This window comes from Microbispora sp. NPDC049125 (assembly GCF_040802045.1).
Lineage (GTDB): Bacteria > Actinomycetota > Actinomycetes > Streptosporangiales > Streptosporangiaceae > Microbispora.
Genome location: NZ_JBEZDW010000031.1, coordinates 94,315 through 109,510, shown reverse-complemented (window position 1 = coordinate 109,510; position 15,196 = coordinate 94,315). Strand labels below are relative to the sequence as shown.

Genomic DNA, 15,196 nt, shown 5'->3' with positions numbered 1-15,196 from the left:
ATCGACGAGCGCCACAAGGGCATCCTGCCCGCCCGGATCTGGGGCTCCGGCGACCCCGAGGAGGTCCGCCGGGCCGCGGCCGAGGAGATGAAGGACACCGCCCGCGCGGCGGCCAAGCTGGGCGTCACCACGGTGGTCGGCTTCACCGGCTCCTCCATCTGGCACACCCTGGCGATGTTCCCCCCGGTCCCGCCGTCGATGATCGAGGCGGGCTACCAGGACTTCGCCGACCGGTGGAACCCGATCCTCGACGTCTACGACGAGGTCGGCGTCCGCTTCGCGCACGAGGTGCACCCCAGCGAGATCGCCTACGACTACCACACCACGGTCCGCACGCTGGAGGCGATCGGGCACCGCCCGGCCTTCGGGCTGAACTGGGACCCCTCCCACATGGTGTGGCAGGGCCTGGACCCGGCGAACTTCATCCTCGACTTCGCCGACCGGATCTACCACGTCGACTGCAAGGACGCCCGGGTCGCCACCGCCGACGGCCGCCGCGGCCGCCTGGCCTCCCACCTGTCGTGGGCCGACCCCCGGCGCGGCTGGGACTTCGTCTCGACCGGCCGGGGCGGCGTGCCCTGGGAGGAGTGCTTCCGCGCGCTCAACCACATCGGCTACGACGGCCCCATCTCCATCGAATGGGAGGACGCCGGGATGGACCGCCTGCACGGGGCACCGGAGGCCCTGGCCTACATCCGCGGCCTCAACGCCATCACCCCGCCCACCGCGTCCTTCGACGCCGCCTTCTCCTCGGAAAGCTGACGCTTTCTCAGGCGGCTGACACGTGAGGGCCGGGCGGGTGCCATCCGCCCGGCCCTCCTTGTTCTCCCGTCAGACTCCCGTCAGAGGAGCGACATCTGCCCGGAACCGGCGAGCGGGTCGCGGTGCCTCCTGAGGTGCCGCCACTGGGGCAGGTCATCGAGGTACGACCAGGACATGCGGTGGAGCGGTGTGGGGCCGAGCTCGGCGAGGGCCTCCTGGTGCCCCGGCGAGGGGTAGCCCGCGTTGCCCCCGAATCCGTACGCCGGATAGCCCGCCCCGAGCTCCGCCATCATGCGATCGCGGCGCACCTTCGCCAGCACCGAAGCCGCCGCGACGGTCACAGAGCGCTGGTCCGCCTTGACCTCGCACCGCACCCGCCAGGGCTTTCCCAGGAAGTCGTGCCCGCCGTCGAGGATGATCACATCGGGCCGGACGGGCAAGGCGCCGAGCGCGCGCAGCGTGGCGCGGCGCAGCGCCTCCGTCATGCCGACCTCGTCGATCTCCTCGGGCCCCGACTCTCCGAAGGCGTGGCACGTGAGCCAGCCCGGAAGCACCTCGGCGAACGCCTCACGCTGGGCCGGCAGGAGCAGCTTGGAGTCCGTCAGCCGGATGGAGCGCCCGCCGGTACGGCCGCCCACGCCGTCACCGCCGCCGGAAGCGCCCCGGCCGCCGTCGCCGCTGCCACGGGCGTCGCTCCGACTGCCACCTTCCCCGCCGCTGCCGGAAGCGCCGCCGCCGCGTCCGGGCAGCTCAGGCGGCGGGCTGAAGTCGGTGATGGCGGCGCACACCATGACCGGCCCCGCCCAGGCTCCGCGGCCCACCTCGTCCACCCCGGCGATGATCGCGGCCCCGGCGGCACGCAGCTCGTGCTCGATCTCATAGCCGGCGACCTTGCCTCGCCGCACCGGTGCCGCGCCGCCACGTTCCGCCGCGCCGCCGCGATCCGCCACCTCGTGCGCCCCGGCTGCGGGGCCCTCCAACCCCGGCAATGCCTGGCCGTACGGGCTGGTGGGAGGCTCAGCGGACCGGCCGCCCGTCCTGCGCGAGATCATCGCCCCATCATGCCAGCCGGTGCGGACCATCGGCCCCTTAAGCGACTCACCGGAGTCGCATGCGCACGCCGCCGATTACGCCGTTGACCGGACGGGCTCACCCAAGCCCACCCTGGCGGTCGGAGGCGGGCCAGACGTAAGGGAGATCGTCGGGATCGCCGGGGAACAGCGGGCCGTAGAAGTCCGGGTCCTTGCGCAGCAGGGCCGACCGATGGCTGACGTGGAGGGCGGGGTCGCCGAGCCAAGGGGGCAGCTCACCCGCGGCGGCGAGATCGATCTGAGAGCGAGGAAGCGCGGAGACGGAGTGATCGCCGGGCACTTCCGAGGCGCTGGGCTCACTGGTGGATCCGGTGGCGGACGGGAACGTGGCATCGCGGAGGGCGAGCAACTCCCGGGTCATGGTGGCCGCGCAGGTGTCCGCCCGCCCCATGGCGCACCAGGCGCCGCAGATCTCCAGGCCGTAGCGGACCAGGGCCTCCTCGTAGCCCGTCCACATGCGCGCGGCCGGATGGTGACGCCAGCCGTACCCGGGCACGGTCAGGGCGCGGAGGACCTGCAGCGTCTCGACCCGCTGCTTGCCGAGGCGGCGCGGGTCGAGCACGCGGGCAGAGGCGGCGAAGTCCGGGTAGGGCAGGAACGTCTGCATGTCGGCATCCGGGTTACCCGGACGCTCCGGAGATATCCCGGCGCGCGGGGAGATCTCCGGGCGGTGGCGTGGACGAGGTCCGGGCGGGCCCCGGCCACACCGAACACGGCGAACAGGGGGCGATCAGTCGAACAGGACGATCTGGCGGAGGACCTCTCCGCTTCTGAGGGCGGCCACGGCGTCGTTCAGGTCCGACAGCCTGATGCGAGAGCTGATCATGCTGTCGAGGTCCAGCTTGCCGGCCTTGTAGAGGCCGGCGAACCGGGGGAAGTCGCGGCGCACGTCGGCGCCGCCGTACAGGGAGCTGAGGATGTTCTTGCCCTCGAAGAGCAGGCTGAAGGCGTTCAGCGGCACCTGGTCGTCCACCGCTCCGGCGCCGACCACGATGACGTCGCCGCCGCGTCGCGTCGCCTGCCAGGCCGTCATGATCGCGGCCGACTTGCCGACGACCTCGAAGCCGTGGTCGAAGCCCTGGCCGCCGGTGAGCGTGCCGATCGCATCCATGAGCTGGTCCGGCGTGCAGGCGTGGGTGGCGCCGACCTTCTTGGCCAGCTCGTGCTTCGACTCCAGCGGATCGATCGCGAGGATCGTGGTCGCGCCGGAGATGCGGGCGCCCTGGATCACCGACAGGCCGACGCCGCCGCAGCCGACCACGGCGACGGTCGCGCCCGGCCGGACCTTCGCCGTGTTGAGGACCGCGCCGACGCCCGTGGTGACGCCGCACCCGATCAGCGCCGCCGCCTCGTACGGCACGTCGGCGTCGACCTTGATGGCGCCCTGCCACGGGACGACGACCTCCTCTGCCCAGGTGCCGCAGCCGGCCATGCCGTACGCGGGCGTGTCGCCGCCGAAGCGGAAACGGGCCTCGCCGAAGCTCTTCATGACGTACGTCAGGCAGAGGTTGGGCTGGCCGGCCATGCAGCTCGGGCAGTCGCCGCAGGCGGGGGTCCAGTTGAGGATGACGTGGTCGCCCGGCTGGACCGAGGTGACGGCCTCGCCGACCTCGACGACGTCGCCCGCGCCCTCGTGGCCGGGAATGACCGGCAGCGGCATGGGCAGGGCGCCGGTGAGCACCGAGAGGTCGGAGTGGCACACGCCCGTCGCCCTGACCCTCACCCGGACGTCGGCGGGCCCCACCGGCGTCAGCGTGAAGTCGTCACGGATGTCCAGCTTCTCGTCGCCGACCGCGTGCAAGAGCGCGCCGCGCATGGGGCCTCCCGGTTACTCGTCCTTGAGTGACTTGCTTCGGAAATCGCGGGGCCGTCGTCCCCGGTCGTCCTCGAGGGACTAGTCGTCCTCGAGGGACAGGGCGGCCTTGGGGCAGGACCTGACCGCGTGCCGTACGCGGTCGAGGAGCTCTGCGGGTGGTTCGGGCATCAGCACGTTGAGCTGGTCGTCGTCGTCGACCTCGAACACCTCCGGGGCGAGGCCCATGCACACGGCGTTCGCCTCGCACGCCGGGTAATCGACCTTGACCTTCATGGCGACTCCTCCTCTCGTGGAGCGGCGCGTCTCACGCTGGAGACGCCCGCCGCCCCACGCTATCGCCGGTCAGCTTGCCGTGGTCCCAGGAGACGACGCGGTCCGGGTCGACCACGAAGGCGACGCGCTTGCGGGCGGTCTGCTCGACGTACTCCCGCAGACCGCCGTCGCCGGCGGCGCCCGTCATCCGCCGGGTGATGTCCATGCCGACCTCCAGGACGGCGGCCGGGTCGTCGATCAGCCGGGCCCTGCCGTAGATCAACGCGCCACGGAGCTCGAAGTAGTCGTCCCCCGTCTCGACCAGGCAGCTCACGCGCGGGTCCCGCTCGATGTTGCGGGCCTTCTGCGCCCTGCTGTACGTCCAGAAGGTGATCCGTCCGGCGCTCAGCCCGTAGAACATGGTGACCAGGTGCGGCGTGCCGTCGGGGTTGACGGTGCCGAGCTGGAGCTTCCGGGCGTCCCGCAGGAACGCGGCGATCTCGTCGTCGGCCATCGCAATCCGGGCGCGCTGGTTCACGAAGGAAGTAGAACATGTTGCATAAGGGGGGACAAGGGGTCCAGTGGAATGTTGTTCGGGGCGTTTGGCGGCGGATGCCCCGCTCTCGGTAGGGTGACGCGCACGCCGTACGACGAGGGGGACCATGGCCGTCACGATGCCCGGGGATCTGCGCCGGCACGCCGAGCGCGCCAAGGGCTTCATGCCGCCCGCCGAGGGGGAGGCGCTGTTCGAGATCGCCTGCGAGTACGGCTCGCGCGGGCCGATCTGCGAGATAGGCACCTACTGCGGCAAGTCGGCCATCTACCTGGGGGCGGGGGCCCGTCTGGCGGGCTCGGTGGTGTTCACCGTCGACCATCACCGCGGCTCCGAGGAGATCCAGCCGGGCTGGGAGCATCACGACCCCGAGCTGGTGGACTCGCGTACGGGACGGATGGACTCACTCCCGTTCTTCCGCGACACGGTCGCCGCCGCCGGGCTGGAGGACGAGGTCGTCGCGATCGTGGGCGCGTCCGCCACGGTCGCGAGGCACTGGACGACGCCGCTCGCCGTGCTGTTCATCGACGGCGGGCACTCAGATGAGCCGGTGACCGCCGACTACGAGGGGTGGGCGCCGCACGTCATGCCGGGGGGTGCGCTGGTGTTCCACGACATCTATCCCGACCCGGCGGACGGCGGCCAGGCGCCCTACCGGGTCTACCTCCGGGCACTGGAGTCGGGCGCGTTCACAGAGGTCCGCGCCGTCGGCTCGCTCCGCCTGCTCGAACGGACCACGACGCCCGTACGCGCCTGACCGGCCGCACGCCCGTACGCGACGTGACTCGCCGGAACGCGCAGCCTCACGTCGCCCCGGGCTGCCCCACCGGGCGCGTAGCCTCACGCCCGGGCGTGCTCGCAGCCGCAGTCGCCGGTGATGCGCACCTGCTGGTCGCCGGCGTCGCGGAAGACGCCGGAGCCGGGCGTGGTCCGTGACAGGGCGTCGGCCGCGAGGATCACCGCCGCCGCCGTGTAGCCCGACCGCTCGTGCGGGAAGTGCTTGCCGTTGACGAACTGCCAGCCGGTCCAGTACGAGCCGTCCTCGTGCCGCAGGTGCTGCATGTCGGCGAACACGCCGAGCGCCTGCTCGCGCCGGCCCGCCGCGTCGAGGGCGAGCACCAGCTCGCACGACTCGGCGCCGGTCACCCACGGCTGGTCGGAGACGCAGCGCACGCCCAGCCCCGGCACGACGAACGTCTCCCACTCCTGGTCGAGCCGCAGGCTCGCCCGGGGCCCCCGGACGGCGCCGCCGAGGACGGGGTAGTACCAGTCCATCGAGAAGCGGCTCTTGTCGGCGAACGCCTCGGGATGGGCCATGAGCACGTGCCCGAGACGGTCGGCGGCGAGCTCCCAGTCGGGCTGGGGGTCGCCCAGCCGTTCGGCCAGCCTGACGCCGCAGCGTAACCCCTGGTAGATGGACGAACAGCCGGTGAGCAGGGCGTACGACGCCGGCTCTCCGGAGGACGCCCGCTCCCACACGACCTCGCCACGGGTGGTCTGCAGGCCGACCACGAAGTCCAGGGCCTTGCTGACGACCGGCCACATCGCGCGGGCGAAGGCCTCGTCCGAGGTGACGAGCAGGTCGTGCCAGACGCCCACCGCGACGTACGCCGCGTGGTTGGACTCGCCGCCCGGCTCGGCGGCCTGGCCGCCGGTCACCTTCATCGGCCAGGAGCCGTCGGGCCGCTGGTGCCGCGCCAGCCAGTCGTATCCCTTGCGTGCCGGCTCGCACAGCCCGGCGACGGTCATGGCCATCAGGCACTCGACGTGGTTCCACGCGTCCACGTGGCCCTCAGGCCAGGGCACGCCGCCGTCCTCGTCCTGGATCGCCGCGATGCTCATGGCCGTGCGGGTCACCTGATCGGCGTCGATGATCCCGGGGACGGCGGGGACGGCCCTCATGCGGGCTTGCGGACGTAGACGACCACGCTCTTCCCGATGAGGGGGTTGAGCACGGCCTCCGCGACCCGGGTGGCCAGGGGGCGCTTCATGATGTCCCACACGAGGAGCTCGTGGTAGGCCCTGGCCAGGGGATGGCCGTCGTTGCCGACCCCGACGGCGCACTTGATCCACCAGTACGGCGCGTGCAGGCCGTGGGCGTGGTGGTGGGCCCCGACCTCAAGCCCGGACGCCTTCAGCTTGGCCTGGAGCTCCGCCAAGGTATAAATCCGGATATGTCCGCCGGGAGCGGTGTGGTAGTCCTCCGAGAGCGCCCAGCAGATCCGCTCGGGCAGGAAGCTCGGCACCGTGATGGCCGCCCGGCCGCCGGGTTTGAGCACGCGGACGATCTCCCGCATGGCGGCCATGTCGTCGGGGATGTGCTCCAGGACCTCGGCGGCGATCACACGGTCGAAGGAGGCGTCGGGGAAGGGCATGCCCAGTGCGTCGCCGACCACCGTGTCCCCGGAGGCGCCGGGAGGGATCTGCCCCTCCTTGTCCATGGCCGCGAACATGGCCGCCACGCCTTCAAGCTCGGCGGCGTCCATGTCGAAGGCGACCACGTCCGCGCCCCGGCGAAGCACCTCGAAGGCGTGCCGGCCGGCGCCGGCCCCCAGGTCGAGAACGCGGTCACCCGGCCCGACGGGCAACCGGTTGAAGTCGACGGTCAGCACTCGCGCCACCTTTCGTGATCCTGTTTGACCTTGCCCCGGCCTCTGTACGGCACGCCGTACGGCACGGGGAGGAGCTCACCGGCCGGTGGCCGCGTGCGCCGCGATGGCCTCGTGGTAGGCCTCGACGGTGCGCTGGGCGACGACGGGCCAGGCGTAGCGCTCCATGACGCGGTCGTAGCCCCTGCGCCCGAGCTCGGCCCGCTCCTCGGGGGAGTCGAGCAGGCGGCGGAGCGCGGCGGCGAGCTCCTCGGGGTCGCCGGGCGTCACCTGGACGGCGGCGTCGCCGACCACCTCGGGCAGGGCCCCCGTCCTGGACGCCACCAGCGGGGTGCCGCAGGCCATGTGCTCGACGGCCGGCAGGGAGAAGCCCTCGTAGAGGGACGGGACGACGGCGACCTCGGAGGTGGCGATCAGCTCGGCCAGCTCCTCGTCGCTGATGCCGTGGACGAAGCGCACGTGGTCGTGCAGCGACAGCTCGGCGACGAGCTTCTCCGTCGGCCCGCCGGGCGTCGGCCTGCTGACCACGGTCAGGTTGACGTCCCGCTCGGTGGCGAGCTTGGCGACCGCCCGCAGCAGCGTCGCGACGCCCTTCATGGGGGAGTCCGCGCTGGCCACGGCCACGATCGAGCCCGGCCGCTTGGGCAGCCGGGGCCGGGGATGGAAGAAGCGCGTGTCCACGCCGAGCGGGATGAGCCGCATGTTCGACTGGGGCACGTTGAAGTCGCGGTGGATGTCGGCCAGGGACGACTCGCTGACCGTCAGGATCGGGCTGAGCCGGGGGGCGACGAGGCTCTGCATGCGGACGAAGCCGTACCAGCGGCGCATGGACAGCCGCTTCCATCCCTTGGCCGCCTTGAGCTCGATCCGCCTGTCCACGCTGATGGGGTGGTGGATCGTGCCGACCACGGGGAAGAGCTTCCGGATGCCGAGCAGTCCGTAGCCGAGCGTCTGGTTGTCCTGGACGACGTCGAAGTCGCCCTGCCGCTTCTTGAGCTCGCGAAGGGCCCGGAGGGTGAACGTCAGCGGTTCCGGGAAGCCCGCCGTCCACATGGTGGCGACTTCGAGCGCGTCGATCCAGTCGCGGTACTCGTCCAGCCGTGGAGTGCGGAACGGGTCGTCGTCGTTGTAGAGGTCGAGGCTGGGGACCTTGTTGAGGATGACGCCCTCGTCGAGCTCCGGGTACGGCTGGCCGGAGAAGACCTCCACATGGTGCCCGAGGGCCACGAGCTCACGGCTGATGTGGCGCAGGTACACCCCCTGGCCGCCGCATGTGGGCTTGCTGCGATAGGACAGCAGAGCGACTCGCAGCCTGTCCGCCAAGAGGCACCCCTTTCCCGCCGTGCCCCCAGGGGCCTGCCACCGAACCATACCATTTGACCTCAGATTGGGCAGATGAGGTGGAATGGGTCCCTCGTCATGCCGACACTAGGCCGGAAGTGCACGGTCAGCTTACCTGAACGTCATTCGGTGTAACGCGTTCTAGTAGCGGAGGCGGGGCTGATAGCGTCCGGCGGAGGGCATGACGGTACATTCGCGATTCACAGGTCAAATCGGGTGTGACGAGGGAGGAACCGTTGGCCAGGCGCGCGCTGCTCACCGGGATCACCGGTCAGGACGGCTCCTACCTCGCTGAGCATCTGCTGAGCGAGGGGTACGAGGTCTGGGGCCTGGTCAGGGGTCAGGCCAACCCCCGCGTCCCCCGCGTGCGGCGGCTCCTGCAGGACGTGCGGCTCGTCCGCGGCGACCTGCTCGACCAGGGCTCGCTGATCTCCGCCGTGGAGAAGGTCCAGCCCGACGAGGTCTACAACCTCGGTGCGATCTCGTTCGTGCCGATGTCGTGGGAGCAGGCGGAGCTGACCGCCGAGGTGACCGGCATGGGCGTGCTCCGCATGCTGGAGGCCATCCGCGTCTGCTCGGGGATCACCGGCTCCCGGGCCTCGGCGGCCGGGCAGATCCGGTTCTACCAGGCGTCGTCGTCGGAGATGTTCGGCCAGGTCAGGGAGACTCCGCAGACCGAGCGGACCCCCTTCCACCCCAGATCCCCGTACGGCGTCGCCAAGGCGTACGGGCACTTCCTCACCCAGAACTACCGCGAGTCGTACGGCATGTTCGCGGTGTCGGGGATCTTGTTCAACCACGAGTCGCCCCGGCGCGGGGCGGAGTTCGTGACCCGCAAGGTCTCCCTGGGGGTCGCCCGGATCAAGCTGGGCATGGCGGCCGACCTGCGCCTGGGCAACCTGGAGGCCCGCCGCGACTGGGGCTTCGCCGGCGACTTCGTCCGCGCCATGCACCTCATGATGACGGCGGCCGGGCCGGAGGACTACGTCATCGGCACCGGGCGCACCCACTCGGTGCGCGAGCTGCTGGAGGTCGCCTTCGGCGCCGCCGGGCTCGACTGGGAGAGGTACGTCGTGTGCGACACCTCCCTGCACCGGCCGGCCGAGGTCGACCTGCTGTGCGCGGACCCCAAGAAGGCCCGCACACAGCTCGGCTGGGAGCCCACCGTGCCGTTCGAGGAGCTGGTCGCCATGATGGTCGAGGCCGACCTGCGGCTGCTCGCCGGCGGCGGCGACCCGGAGCAGGACTCCTCCTGGACCTGACGCCCGTGGCGTGATCAGGTGAGGGTGACGGGCAGGGTCTTGATGCCGTTGATGAAGTTCGACCGCAGGCGGGAGGCGTCCCCCGACTGGCTGAGCTTCGGCACGCGCTCGGCGAGCACCTCGAACAGCACTCTCAGCTCCAGCTTCGCCAGGTGGTTGCCGAGGCAGAAGTGCGCCCCGCCGCCGCCGAAGCCGATCTGGGGGTTGGGGGTGCGGCCGACGTCGAAGGTGCCGGGACGGTCGAAGACGTCCTCGTCCCGGTTGGCCGAGGCGTAGAACACCACGACCTTGTCGCCCTCGGCGATCTTCTGGCCGCGGATCTCGGTGTCCGTCGTCGCCGTACGGCGGAACATGTTGACGGGCGACACCCACCGGACGATCTCGTCGGCCGCGGAGCGGGCCAGCGAGGGGTCGGCCACGAGCCGCTCCCACTGGCCGGGATTCTCGAAGAGGGCGAGCATGCCGCCGGACGCCGCGTTCCTGGTCGTCTCGTTGCCGGCGACCACCAGCAGCAGCACGAACAGGTCGAACTCGTCCTCCGCCAGCACCTCGCCGTCGTCGTTCGGCTGGAGAAGCTTGGTGACGATGTCGTCCCGCGGGTTCTCCCTGCGGGCCGCCGCCAGGGAGTTGGCGTACGCGTAGACCTCCGCGGCCGCCGCCTGGCCCTCATCGGGGCTGGAGGCGTAGTCCGGGTCCGCGCTGCCGATCATGCGGTTGGACCACTCGAAGAGCTTGTCCCGGTCCTCGACGGGCGCTCCGAGCAGCTCGCAGATCACGTAGAGCGGGAGCGGGGCGGCGATGTCCCGGACGAAGTCGACCTCAGGCAGGCTCAGCGCCTCGTCGACGAGCCGGTGGCAGATGTCGCGGATGTGGTCTTCGAGCCGGCCGATCTGGCGCGGGGTGAAGCCCCGGTTGACGAGCGACCGGCGCCGGGTGTGCTCCGGCGGGTCCTGGTTGAGCATCATCAGCCGCTGGAGCTCGATCTGCTCGTCGGGCATTTCGTCGAACAGCGCCAGGCGCCGGGCCGAGGAGAACAGCTCGGAGTGCCGGGAGATGTGGACCACGTCGTCGTACTTCGTGACGGCCCAGAAGCCGGGCCAGCCGCGCTCGGCGTCCCCCTCGTGCCAGAAGACCGGGGCGTTGTTCCGCAGCCAGGTGAGCTGGTCGTGGGGGACGCCGCCCGCGGCGTAACGGTCCTGGTCGACGAGGTTGATTTGCATAGAACCACCTAATTGGGTTTCGCTGCCCTTGTCGAGAGCGCTGCCGAGTGTCCTGTCGAGTGCGCCGCCGACTGTGCCGCCGAGTGGGCGACGTGCCGTCCGGAGGCGGCCGGTGGTCCGGCGAGCATGGTCAAGCACTCGCACGCATCGATAGAACGTGTTCTATTACGAGCCCGGAGGCGCGTCAAGCCGCAGGGAGGTGAGGCTCCTCTGGCGCCGCCTCCTTCCGTACTGTGGGGAAGGCATCGCGCCAGGTCACCGGACTTGACACCGGCGCCGCCTGCCATGTTCCCTTGCCTTGGCAAATCATCGGATGTATATGGGGGGACTTGTGAAGCTGCTTCGGGTTGGCGCCAAGGGCGCGGAGCGTCCGGCGGTGCTGGACGGCGAGGGCCGCCTGCGCGACCTCTCCGGTGTCCTCTCCGGCGCCGACATCGACGGGCGGTTCTTCGACGATGGCGGGCTCGACCGGGTGCGGACCGCCCTGGACGCGGGCGATCTGCCCGTCCTCGACGCCGAGGGCCTACGGACCGGCGCGCCCGTCGCGCGGCCGGGCAAGGTGGTGTGCGTCGGGCTCAACTACCGTGACCACGCTGCGGAGTCGGGTGCCGACCTTCCGGCTGAGCCGGTTGTCTTCATGAAGGCGTCCAACACGGTGGTCGGACCTTTCGACGAGGTGTTGATCCCGCGTAAGAGCCAGAAGACCGACTGGGAGGTGGAGCTGGCCGTCGTGATCGGGAAGACCGCGCGCTACCTGGAGTCCCACGAGGCCGCGCTGGACGTCATCGCCGGCTACACGATCGCCAACGACGTCTCCGAGCGCGAGTTCCAGCTTGAGCGTGGCGGCCAGTGGGACAAGGGCAAGTCGTGTGAGACCTTCAACCCGCTCGGCCCCTGGCTGGTGACGGCCGACGAGGTCCCCGACCCCCAGGCGCTCGGCCTGCGGCTGTGGGTCAACGGCGAGCTGCGCCAGAACGGCGACACCAAGGAGATGATCTTCGGGGTGGCCGAGATCGTCCGTTACCTGAGCTGGTTCATGGTCCTGGAGCCCGGCGACGTGGTGAACACCGGCACGCCCGCCGGGGTGGCGCTCGGCATGCCGGACCACCCGTACCTGCGCGAGGGCGACGTCGTCGAGCTGGAGATCGACGGCCTCGGCCGGCAGCGGCAGACGGTGGGCCAGGCATGACCCAGGTGGCCGCCCCCCTGATCACGGGTATGGAGTGCCACGACATCCGCTTCCCCACATCGCTGGAGCTGGACGGCTCCGACGCGATGAACCCCGACCCCGACTACTCGGCCGCCTACGTGGTGCTGCGGACCTCCGAGCACGAGGGGCACGGCTTCGCGTTCACCATCGGCCGGGGCAACGACGTGCAGACCGCGGCCATCAAGGCGCTGGAGCCGTACGTGCTGGGCAGGTCGACCGAGGAGCTCGGCGCGCTGTACCGCGAGATGACGCACGACTCCCAGCTCCGCTGGCTCGGCCCGGAGAAGGGCGTCATGCACATGGCGATCTCCGCGGTCGTCAACGCGCTGTGGGACCTGCGGGCCAAGGAGGCCGGCCTGCCGCTGTGGCTGCTGCTCGGCGAGATGCCGCCCGAGCAGATCGTCGACCTGGTGGACTTCCGCTACCTCAGCGACGCCCTCACCCCGCAGGAGGCCCTGGACATCCTCCGCGCGGCCGAGCCCACCCGCCGGGAGCGGATCGAGCACCTCAAGGCGAACGGGTACCCGGCGTACACCACCTCGCCCGGCTGGCTTGGCTACGGCGACGACAAGCTGCGCCGCCTGTGCCTGGAGGCAATCGAGGACGGCTTCACCCAGATCAAGCTCAAGGTGGGAGCCGACCTCGACGACGACGTCCGCCGCATGCGGATCGCCCGGGAGACCTGCGGCGACGCCGTCAGGATCGCGATCGACGCCAACCAGCGGTGGGACGTCGACGCCGCCGTCGCGTGGGTCAGGGCGCTCGCCGAGTACGACCCCTGGTGGGTGGAGGAGCCGACCAGCCCCGACGACGTGCTGGGCCACGCGGCCATCGCGCGCGGGATCGCCCCCATCAAGGTCGCGACCGGGGAGCACGTCCAGAACCGGGTCGTCTTCAAGCAGCTTCTTCAGGCGAAGGGCCTGTCGTACCTCCAGATCGACGCCGCCCGGGTCGGCGGCGTGAACGAGAACATCGCCATCCTGCTGCTGGCCGCCAAGTTCGGCGTGCCGGTGTGCCCGCACGCGGGCGGGGTCGGCCTGTGCGAGCTGGTCCAGCACCTGGCCATGTTCGACTACGTCGCGGTGAGCGGCTCGATGGAGGACCGGGTCATCGAGTACGTCGACCACCTGCACGAGCACTTCGTCTCGCCCGTCGTCGTCGCCGGCGGGGCGTACCGCGCACCGCTCGACCCGGGGTTCAGCTCGGCCATGCGACCCGAGTCGATCACGGACTACTCCTATCCCGGCGGCCCGATCTGGGCCTCCACCGCGACGGCTCCCCCGGCAGCGACACAGAGGAACCACGGATGAGTGCGGAGTTCGACGGCCTGAGCGCACTGGTGACCGGGGGCGGCTCCGGGATCGGCCTGGCGGCGGCGACGCTGCTGGCCGAGCGGGGGGCGCGGGTCGCCTGCCTCGACATCAACCCGCCCGGCGAGCCGTTCCTCGGCCTCAAGGCCGACGTCGGCGACGACGCCTCGGTCCGCGCCGCGGTGGAGGCGGCGGCCGAGCGGTTCGGCGGGCTCGACATCGTCGTCAACAACGCCGGCGTCGGCGCGACGGGGACCGTCGCCGACAACCCCGACTCCGAGTGGCTGCGCGTCCTGGACGTCAACGTCCTCGGCATCGTCCGCGTCACCCGGGCCGCCCTGCCGTACCTGCGCCGTTCCGGGCACGCGGCGGTGGTCAACACCTGCTCGATCGCCGCGACCGCCGGCCTGCCGAGCCGCGCGCTCTACAGCGCGACCAAAGGGGCGGTCCTGTCGTTGACCCTGGCGATGGCGGCCGACCACATCCAGGAGGGCATCCGGGTCAACTGCGTCAACCCGGGCACGGCGGACACCCCCTGGGTGAGCCGGCTGCTCGACGCGGCCGACGACCCGGTGGCCGAGCGCGCCGCGCTGGAGCAGCGCCAGCCGATGGGCCGCCTCGTCACCCCCGAGGAGATCGCGCACGCCATCGCCTACCTCGCCGGACCGTACGCCTCCGCCACCACCGGTACGGCTCTCGCGGTCGACGGCGGCGTGCAGGGCCTCCGGCTGCGGCCCCGCTCGACCTGACCCCGGCCACACCTGATAGGGAACTCTCATGCAACGGATCGAACTGCACACCCGGCTCTCGCCGGTCCGGGAGCTCCCATGAGGCTCCCCCGATACGGTCTCGGCACCGCGCCCCTCGGCAACCTGTTCACGGCGGTCTCCGACGAGGACGCGGCCGCCACCGTGGAGGCCGCCTGGGAAACGGGCGTCCGGCTCTTCGACACGGCGCCCCACTACGGCCTCGGCCTGTCGGAACGGCGGCTCGGCGCGGCTCTGCGTGACCGGCCGCGCGAGGAGTTCGTGCTGTCCACCAAGGTCGGCCGCCTGCTGGTCCCGTCGTCTGAGGGCGGCCGGGACGACGACGGCTTCGACGTGCCCGCCGACTACCGGCGGGTGTGGGACTTCTCCCGCGACGGCGTCCGGCGTTCGCTGGAGGAGTCACTCGGGCGGCTGGGGCTCGGCTCGGTCGACATCGCCTACATCCACGACCCGGACCAGCACTGGAAGCAGGCCGTCTCCGAGGCGTACCCCGCACTGGCCGAGCTGCGCGACCAGGGCGTGGTGAAGGCGATCGGCGTCGGCATCAACCAGTGGCAGATGGCGGCCGACTTCGTCAGGGAGACCGACATCGACCTAGTGATGCTGGCCGGGCGGTACACGTTACTCGACCGTTCCGGGGAGACCGAGCTGCTCCCGCTGTGCCAGGAGCGCGGCGTTTCGGTCCTCGCCGCCGGGGTGTTCAACAGCGGGCTGCTCGCCACCCACGATCCGCACGGGACCTTCAACTACGCCCCTGCGCCGCCCGAGGTGCTGGAGCGGGCGCGCGAGTTGGCCCGGATCTGCGAGCGTCACGGAGTCACCCTGCCGCAGGCGGCGCTGGCCTTCCCCCTCCGCCACCCGGCGGTGGCCGCCGTCGTCATCGGCGCCAGATCGGCCGGCGAGGTGCGCCGCAACATGGAGCTGGCGGCCTCACCCGTGCCCGAGGCCCTGTGGGCCGACCTGTCCGTGCCGCCTCACCCCTGAACCCCCGATCAGGAGACCC

The 15,196-nt window shown here is 71.3% G+C and carries 16 protein-coding genes; 7 read left to right on the top strand and 9 right to left on the bottom strand.

The features are described from left to right. The coding region (locus tag AB0B72_RS29630) for a sugar phosphate isomerase/epimerase family protein (protein WP_367742424.1) at nt 1-762 on the top strand (762 nt) is incomplete at its 5' end. A gap of 80 nt (nt 763-842) precedes the next feature. On the opposite strand, the gene AB0B72_RS29625 is transcribed toward AB0B72_RS29630, so the two are convergent. From AB0B72_RS29625 to AB0B72_RS29605, 5 genes are all read right to left on the bottom strand, one after another. Continuing rightward, on the bottom strand, nt 843-1,553 hold the full coding sequence (locus AB0B72_RS29625) for a ribonuclease HII (RefSeq protein ID WP_367742428.1): 711 nt from the start codon (nt 1,551-1,553) through the stop codon (nt 843-845). 358 nt (nt 1,554-1,911) lie between these two features. Beyond that, the gene (locus AB0B72_RS29620) at nt 1,912-2,460 is read right to left on the bottom strand and encodes an MSMEG_6728 family protein (RefSeq protein ID WP_367742423.1); all 549 of its coding nucleotides are present in this window, start codon (nt 2,458-2,460) and stop codon (nt 1,912-1,914) included. A 123-nt stretch (nt 2,461-2,583) separates the two neighbouring features. Next, complete coding sequence (locus AB0B72_RS29615) at nt 2,584-3,669, bottom strand: Zn-dependent alcohol dehydrogenase (RefSeq protein ID WP_367742422.1); 1,086 nt, start codon at nt 3,667-3,669, stop codon at nt 2,584-2,586. Nucleotides 3,670-3,747: 78 nt separating this feature from the next. Further along, entirely contained in the window at nt 3,748-3,942 is a 195-nt protein-coding gene (locus AB0B72_RS29610) for a ferredoxin (RefSeq protein WP_367742421.1), read from the bottom strand. Nucleotides 3,943-3,973: 31 nt separating this feature from the next. Further along, nucleotides 3,974-4,459, bottom strand: coding sequence for a pyridoxamine 5'-phosphate oxidase family protein (locus AB0B72_RS29605; RefSeq protein WP_367742420.1), 486 nt, complete (start codon nt 4,457-4,459; stop codon nt 3,974-3,976). Nucleotides 4,460-4,583: 124 nt separating this feature from the next. On the opposite strand from AB0B72_RS29605, the gene AB0B72_RS29600 reads away from it, so the two are divergent. Continuing rightward, nucleotides 4,584-5,231 carry a class I SAM-dependent methyltransferase gene (locus AB0B72_RS29600; RefSeq protein ID WP_367742418.1) on the top strand — a complete coding sequence of 216 codons (648 nt, stop codon included), beginning with the start codon at nt 4,584-4,586 and terminating at the stop codon, nt 5,229-5,231. Between the two features lie 83 nt (nt 5,232-5,314). Here AB0B72_RS29600 and AB0B72_RS29595 read toward each other — a convergent pair whose 3' ends face one another. The 3 genes from AB0B72_RS29595 to AB0B72_RS29585 form a co-directional block, all read right to left on the bottom strand. Next, nucleotides 5,315-6,376: a prenyltransferase gene (locus AB0B72_RS29595; protein WP_367742417.1), complete on the bottom strand. Its 1,062-nt coding sequence runs from the start codon at nt 6,374-6,376 to the stop codon at nt 5,315-5,317. Then, nucleotides 6,373-7,086: a class I SAM-dependent methyltransferase gene (locus AB0B72_RS29590; RefSeq protein ID WP_367742416.1), complete on the bottom strand. Its 714-nt coding sequence runs from the start codon at nt 7,084-7,086 to the stop codon at nt 6,373-6,375. The genes AB0B72_RS29595 and AB0B72_RS29590 overlap by 4 nt, the downstream gene beginning before the upstream one ends. A gap of 75 nt (nt 7,087-7,161) precedes the next feature. Then, nucleotides 7,162-8,454 (bottom strand): glycosyltransferase family 4 protein, encoded by a 1,293-nt coding sequence (locus AB0B72_RS29585; RefSeq protein ID WP_367742415.1) that lies wholly within the window; start codon nt 8,452-8,454, stop codon nt 7,162-7,164. 206 nt (nt 8,455-8,660) lie between these two features. Between AB0B72_RS29585 and AB0B72_RS29580 the strand changes: the two genes are divergently transcribed. After that, nucleotides 8,661-9,686: a GDP-mannose 4,6-dehydratase gene (locus tag AB0B72_RS29580; protein ID WP_367742414.1), complete on the top strand. Its 1,026-nt coding sequence runs from the start codon at nt 8,661-8,663 to the stop codon at nt 9,684-9,686. Nucleotides 9,687-9,700: 14 nt separating this feature from the next. Here the strand turns inward: AB0B72_RS29580 and AB0B72_RS29575 are convergent, their stop codons facing one another. Next, nucleotides 9,701-10,906 carry a cytochrome P450 gene (locus AB0B72_RS29575; RefSeq protein ID WP_367742413.1) on the bottom strand — a complete coding sequence of 402 codons (1,206 nt, stop codon included), beginning with the start codon at nt 10,904-10,906 and terminating at the stop codon, nt 9,701-9,703. Nucleotides 10,907-11,237: 331 nt separating this feature from the next. On the opposite strand from AB0B72_RS29575, the gene AB0B72_RS29570 reads away from it, so the two are divergent. The 4 genes from AB0B72_RS29570 (at nt 11,238) to AB0B72_RS29555 (ending at nt 15,177) form a co-directional block, all read left to right on the top strand. Further along, on the top strand, nt 11,238-12,095 hold the full coding sequence (locus tag AB0B72_RS29570) for a fumarylacetoacetate hydrolase family protein (RefSeq protein ID WP_367742412.1): 858 nt from the start codon (nt 11,238-11,240) through the stop codon (nt 12,093-12,095). Then, complete coding sequence (locus AB0B72_RS29565) at nt 12,092-13,426, top strand: L-fuconate dehydratase (protein WP_367742411.1); 1,335 nt, start codon at nt 12,092-12,094, stop codon at nt 13,424-13,426. The genes AB0B72_RS29570 and AB0B72_RS29565 overlap by 4 nt, the downstream gene beginning before the upstream one ends. Next, the gene (locus tag AB0B72_RS29560; RefSeq protein ID WP_367742410.1) at nt 13,423-14,175 is read left to right on the top strand and encodes an SDR family NAD(P)-dependent oxidoreductase; all 753 of its coding nucleotides are present in this window, start codon (nt 13,423-13,425) and stop codon (nt 14,173-14,175) included. The genes AB0B72_RS29565 and AB0B72_RS29560 overlap by 4 nt, the downstream gene beginning before the upstream one ends. Before the next feature lie 78 nt (nt 14,176-14,253). Continuing rightward, nucleotides 14,254-15,177: an aldo/keto reductase gene (locus AB0B72_RS29555; RefSeq protein ID WP_367742409.1), complete on the top strand. Its 924-nt coding sequence runs from the start codon at nt 14,254-14,256 to the stop codon at nt 15,175-15,177. The last annotated feature ends 19 nt before the right edge of the window (nt 15,178-15,196 follow it).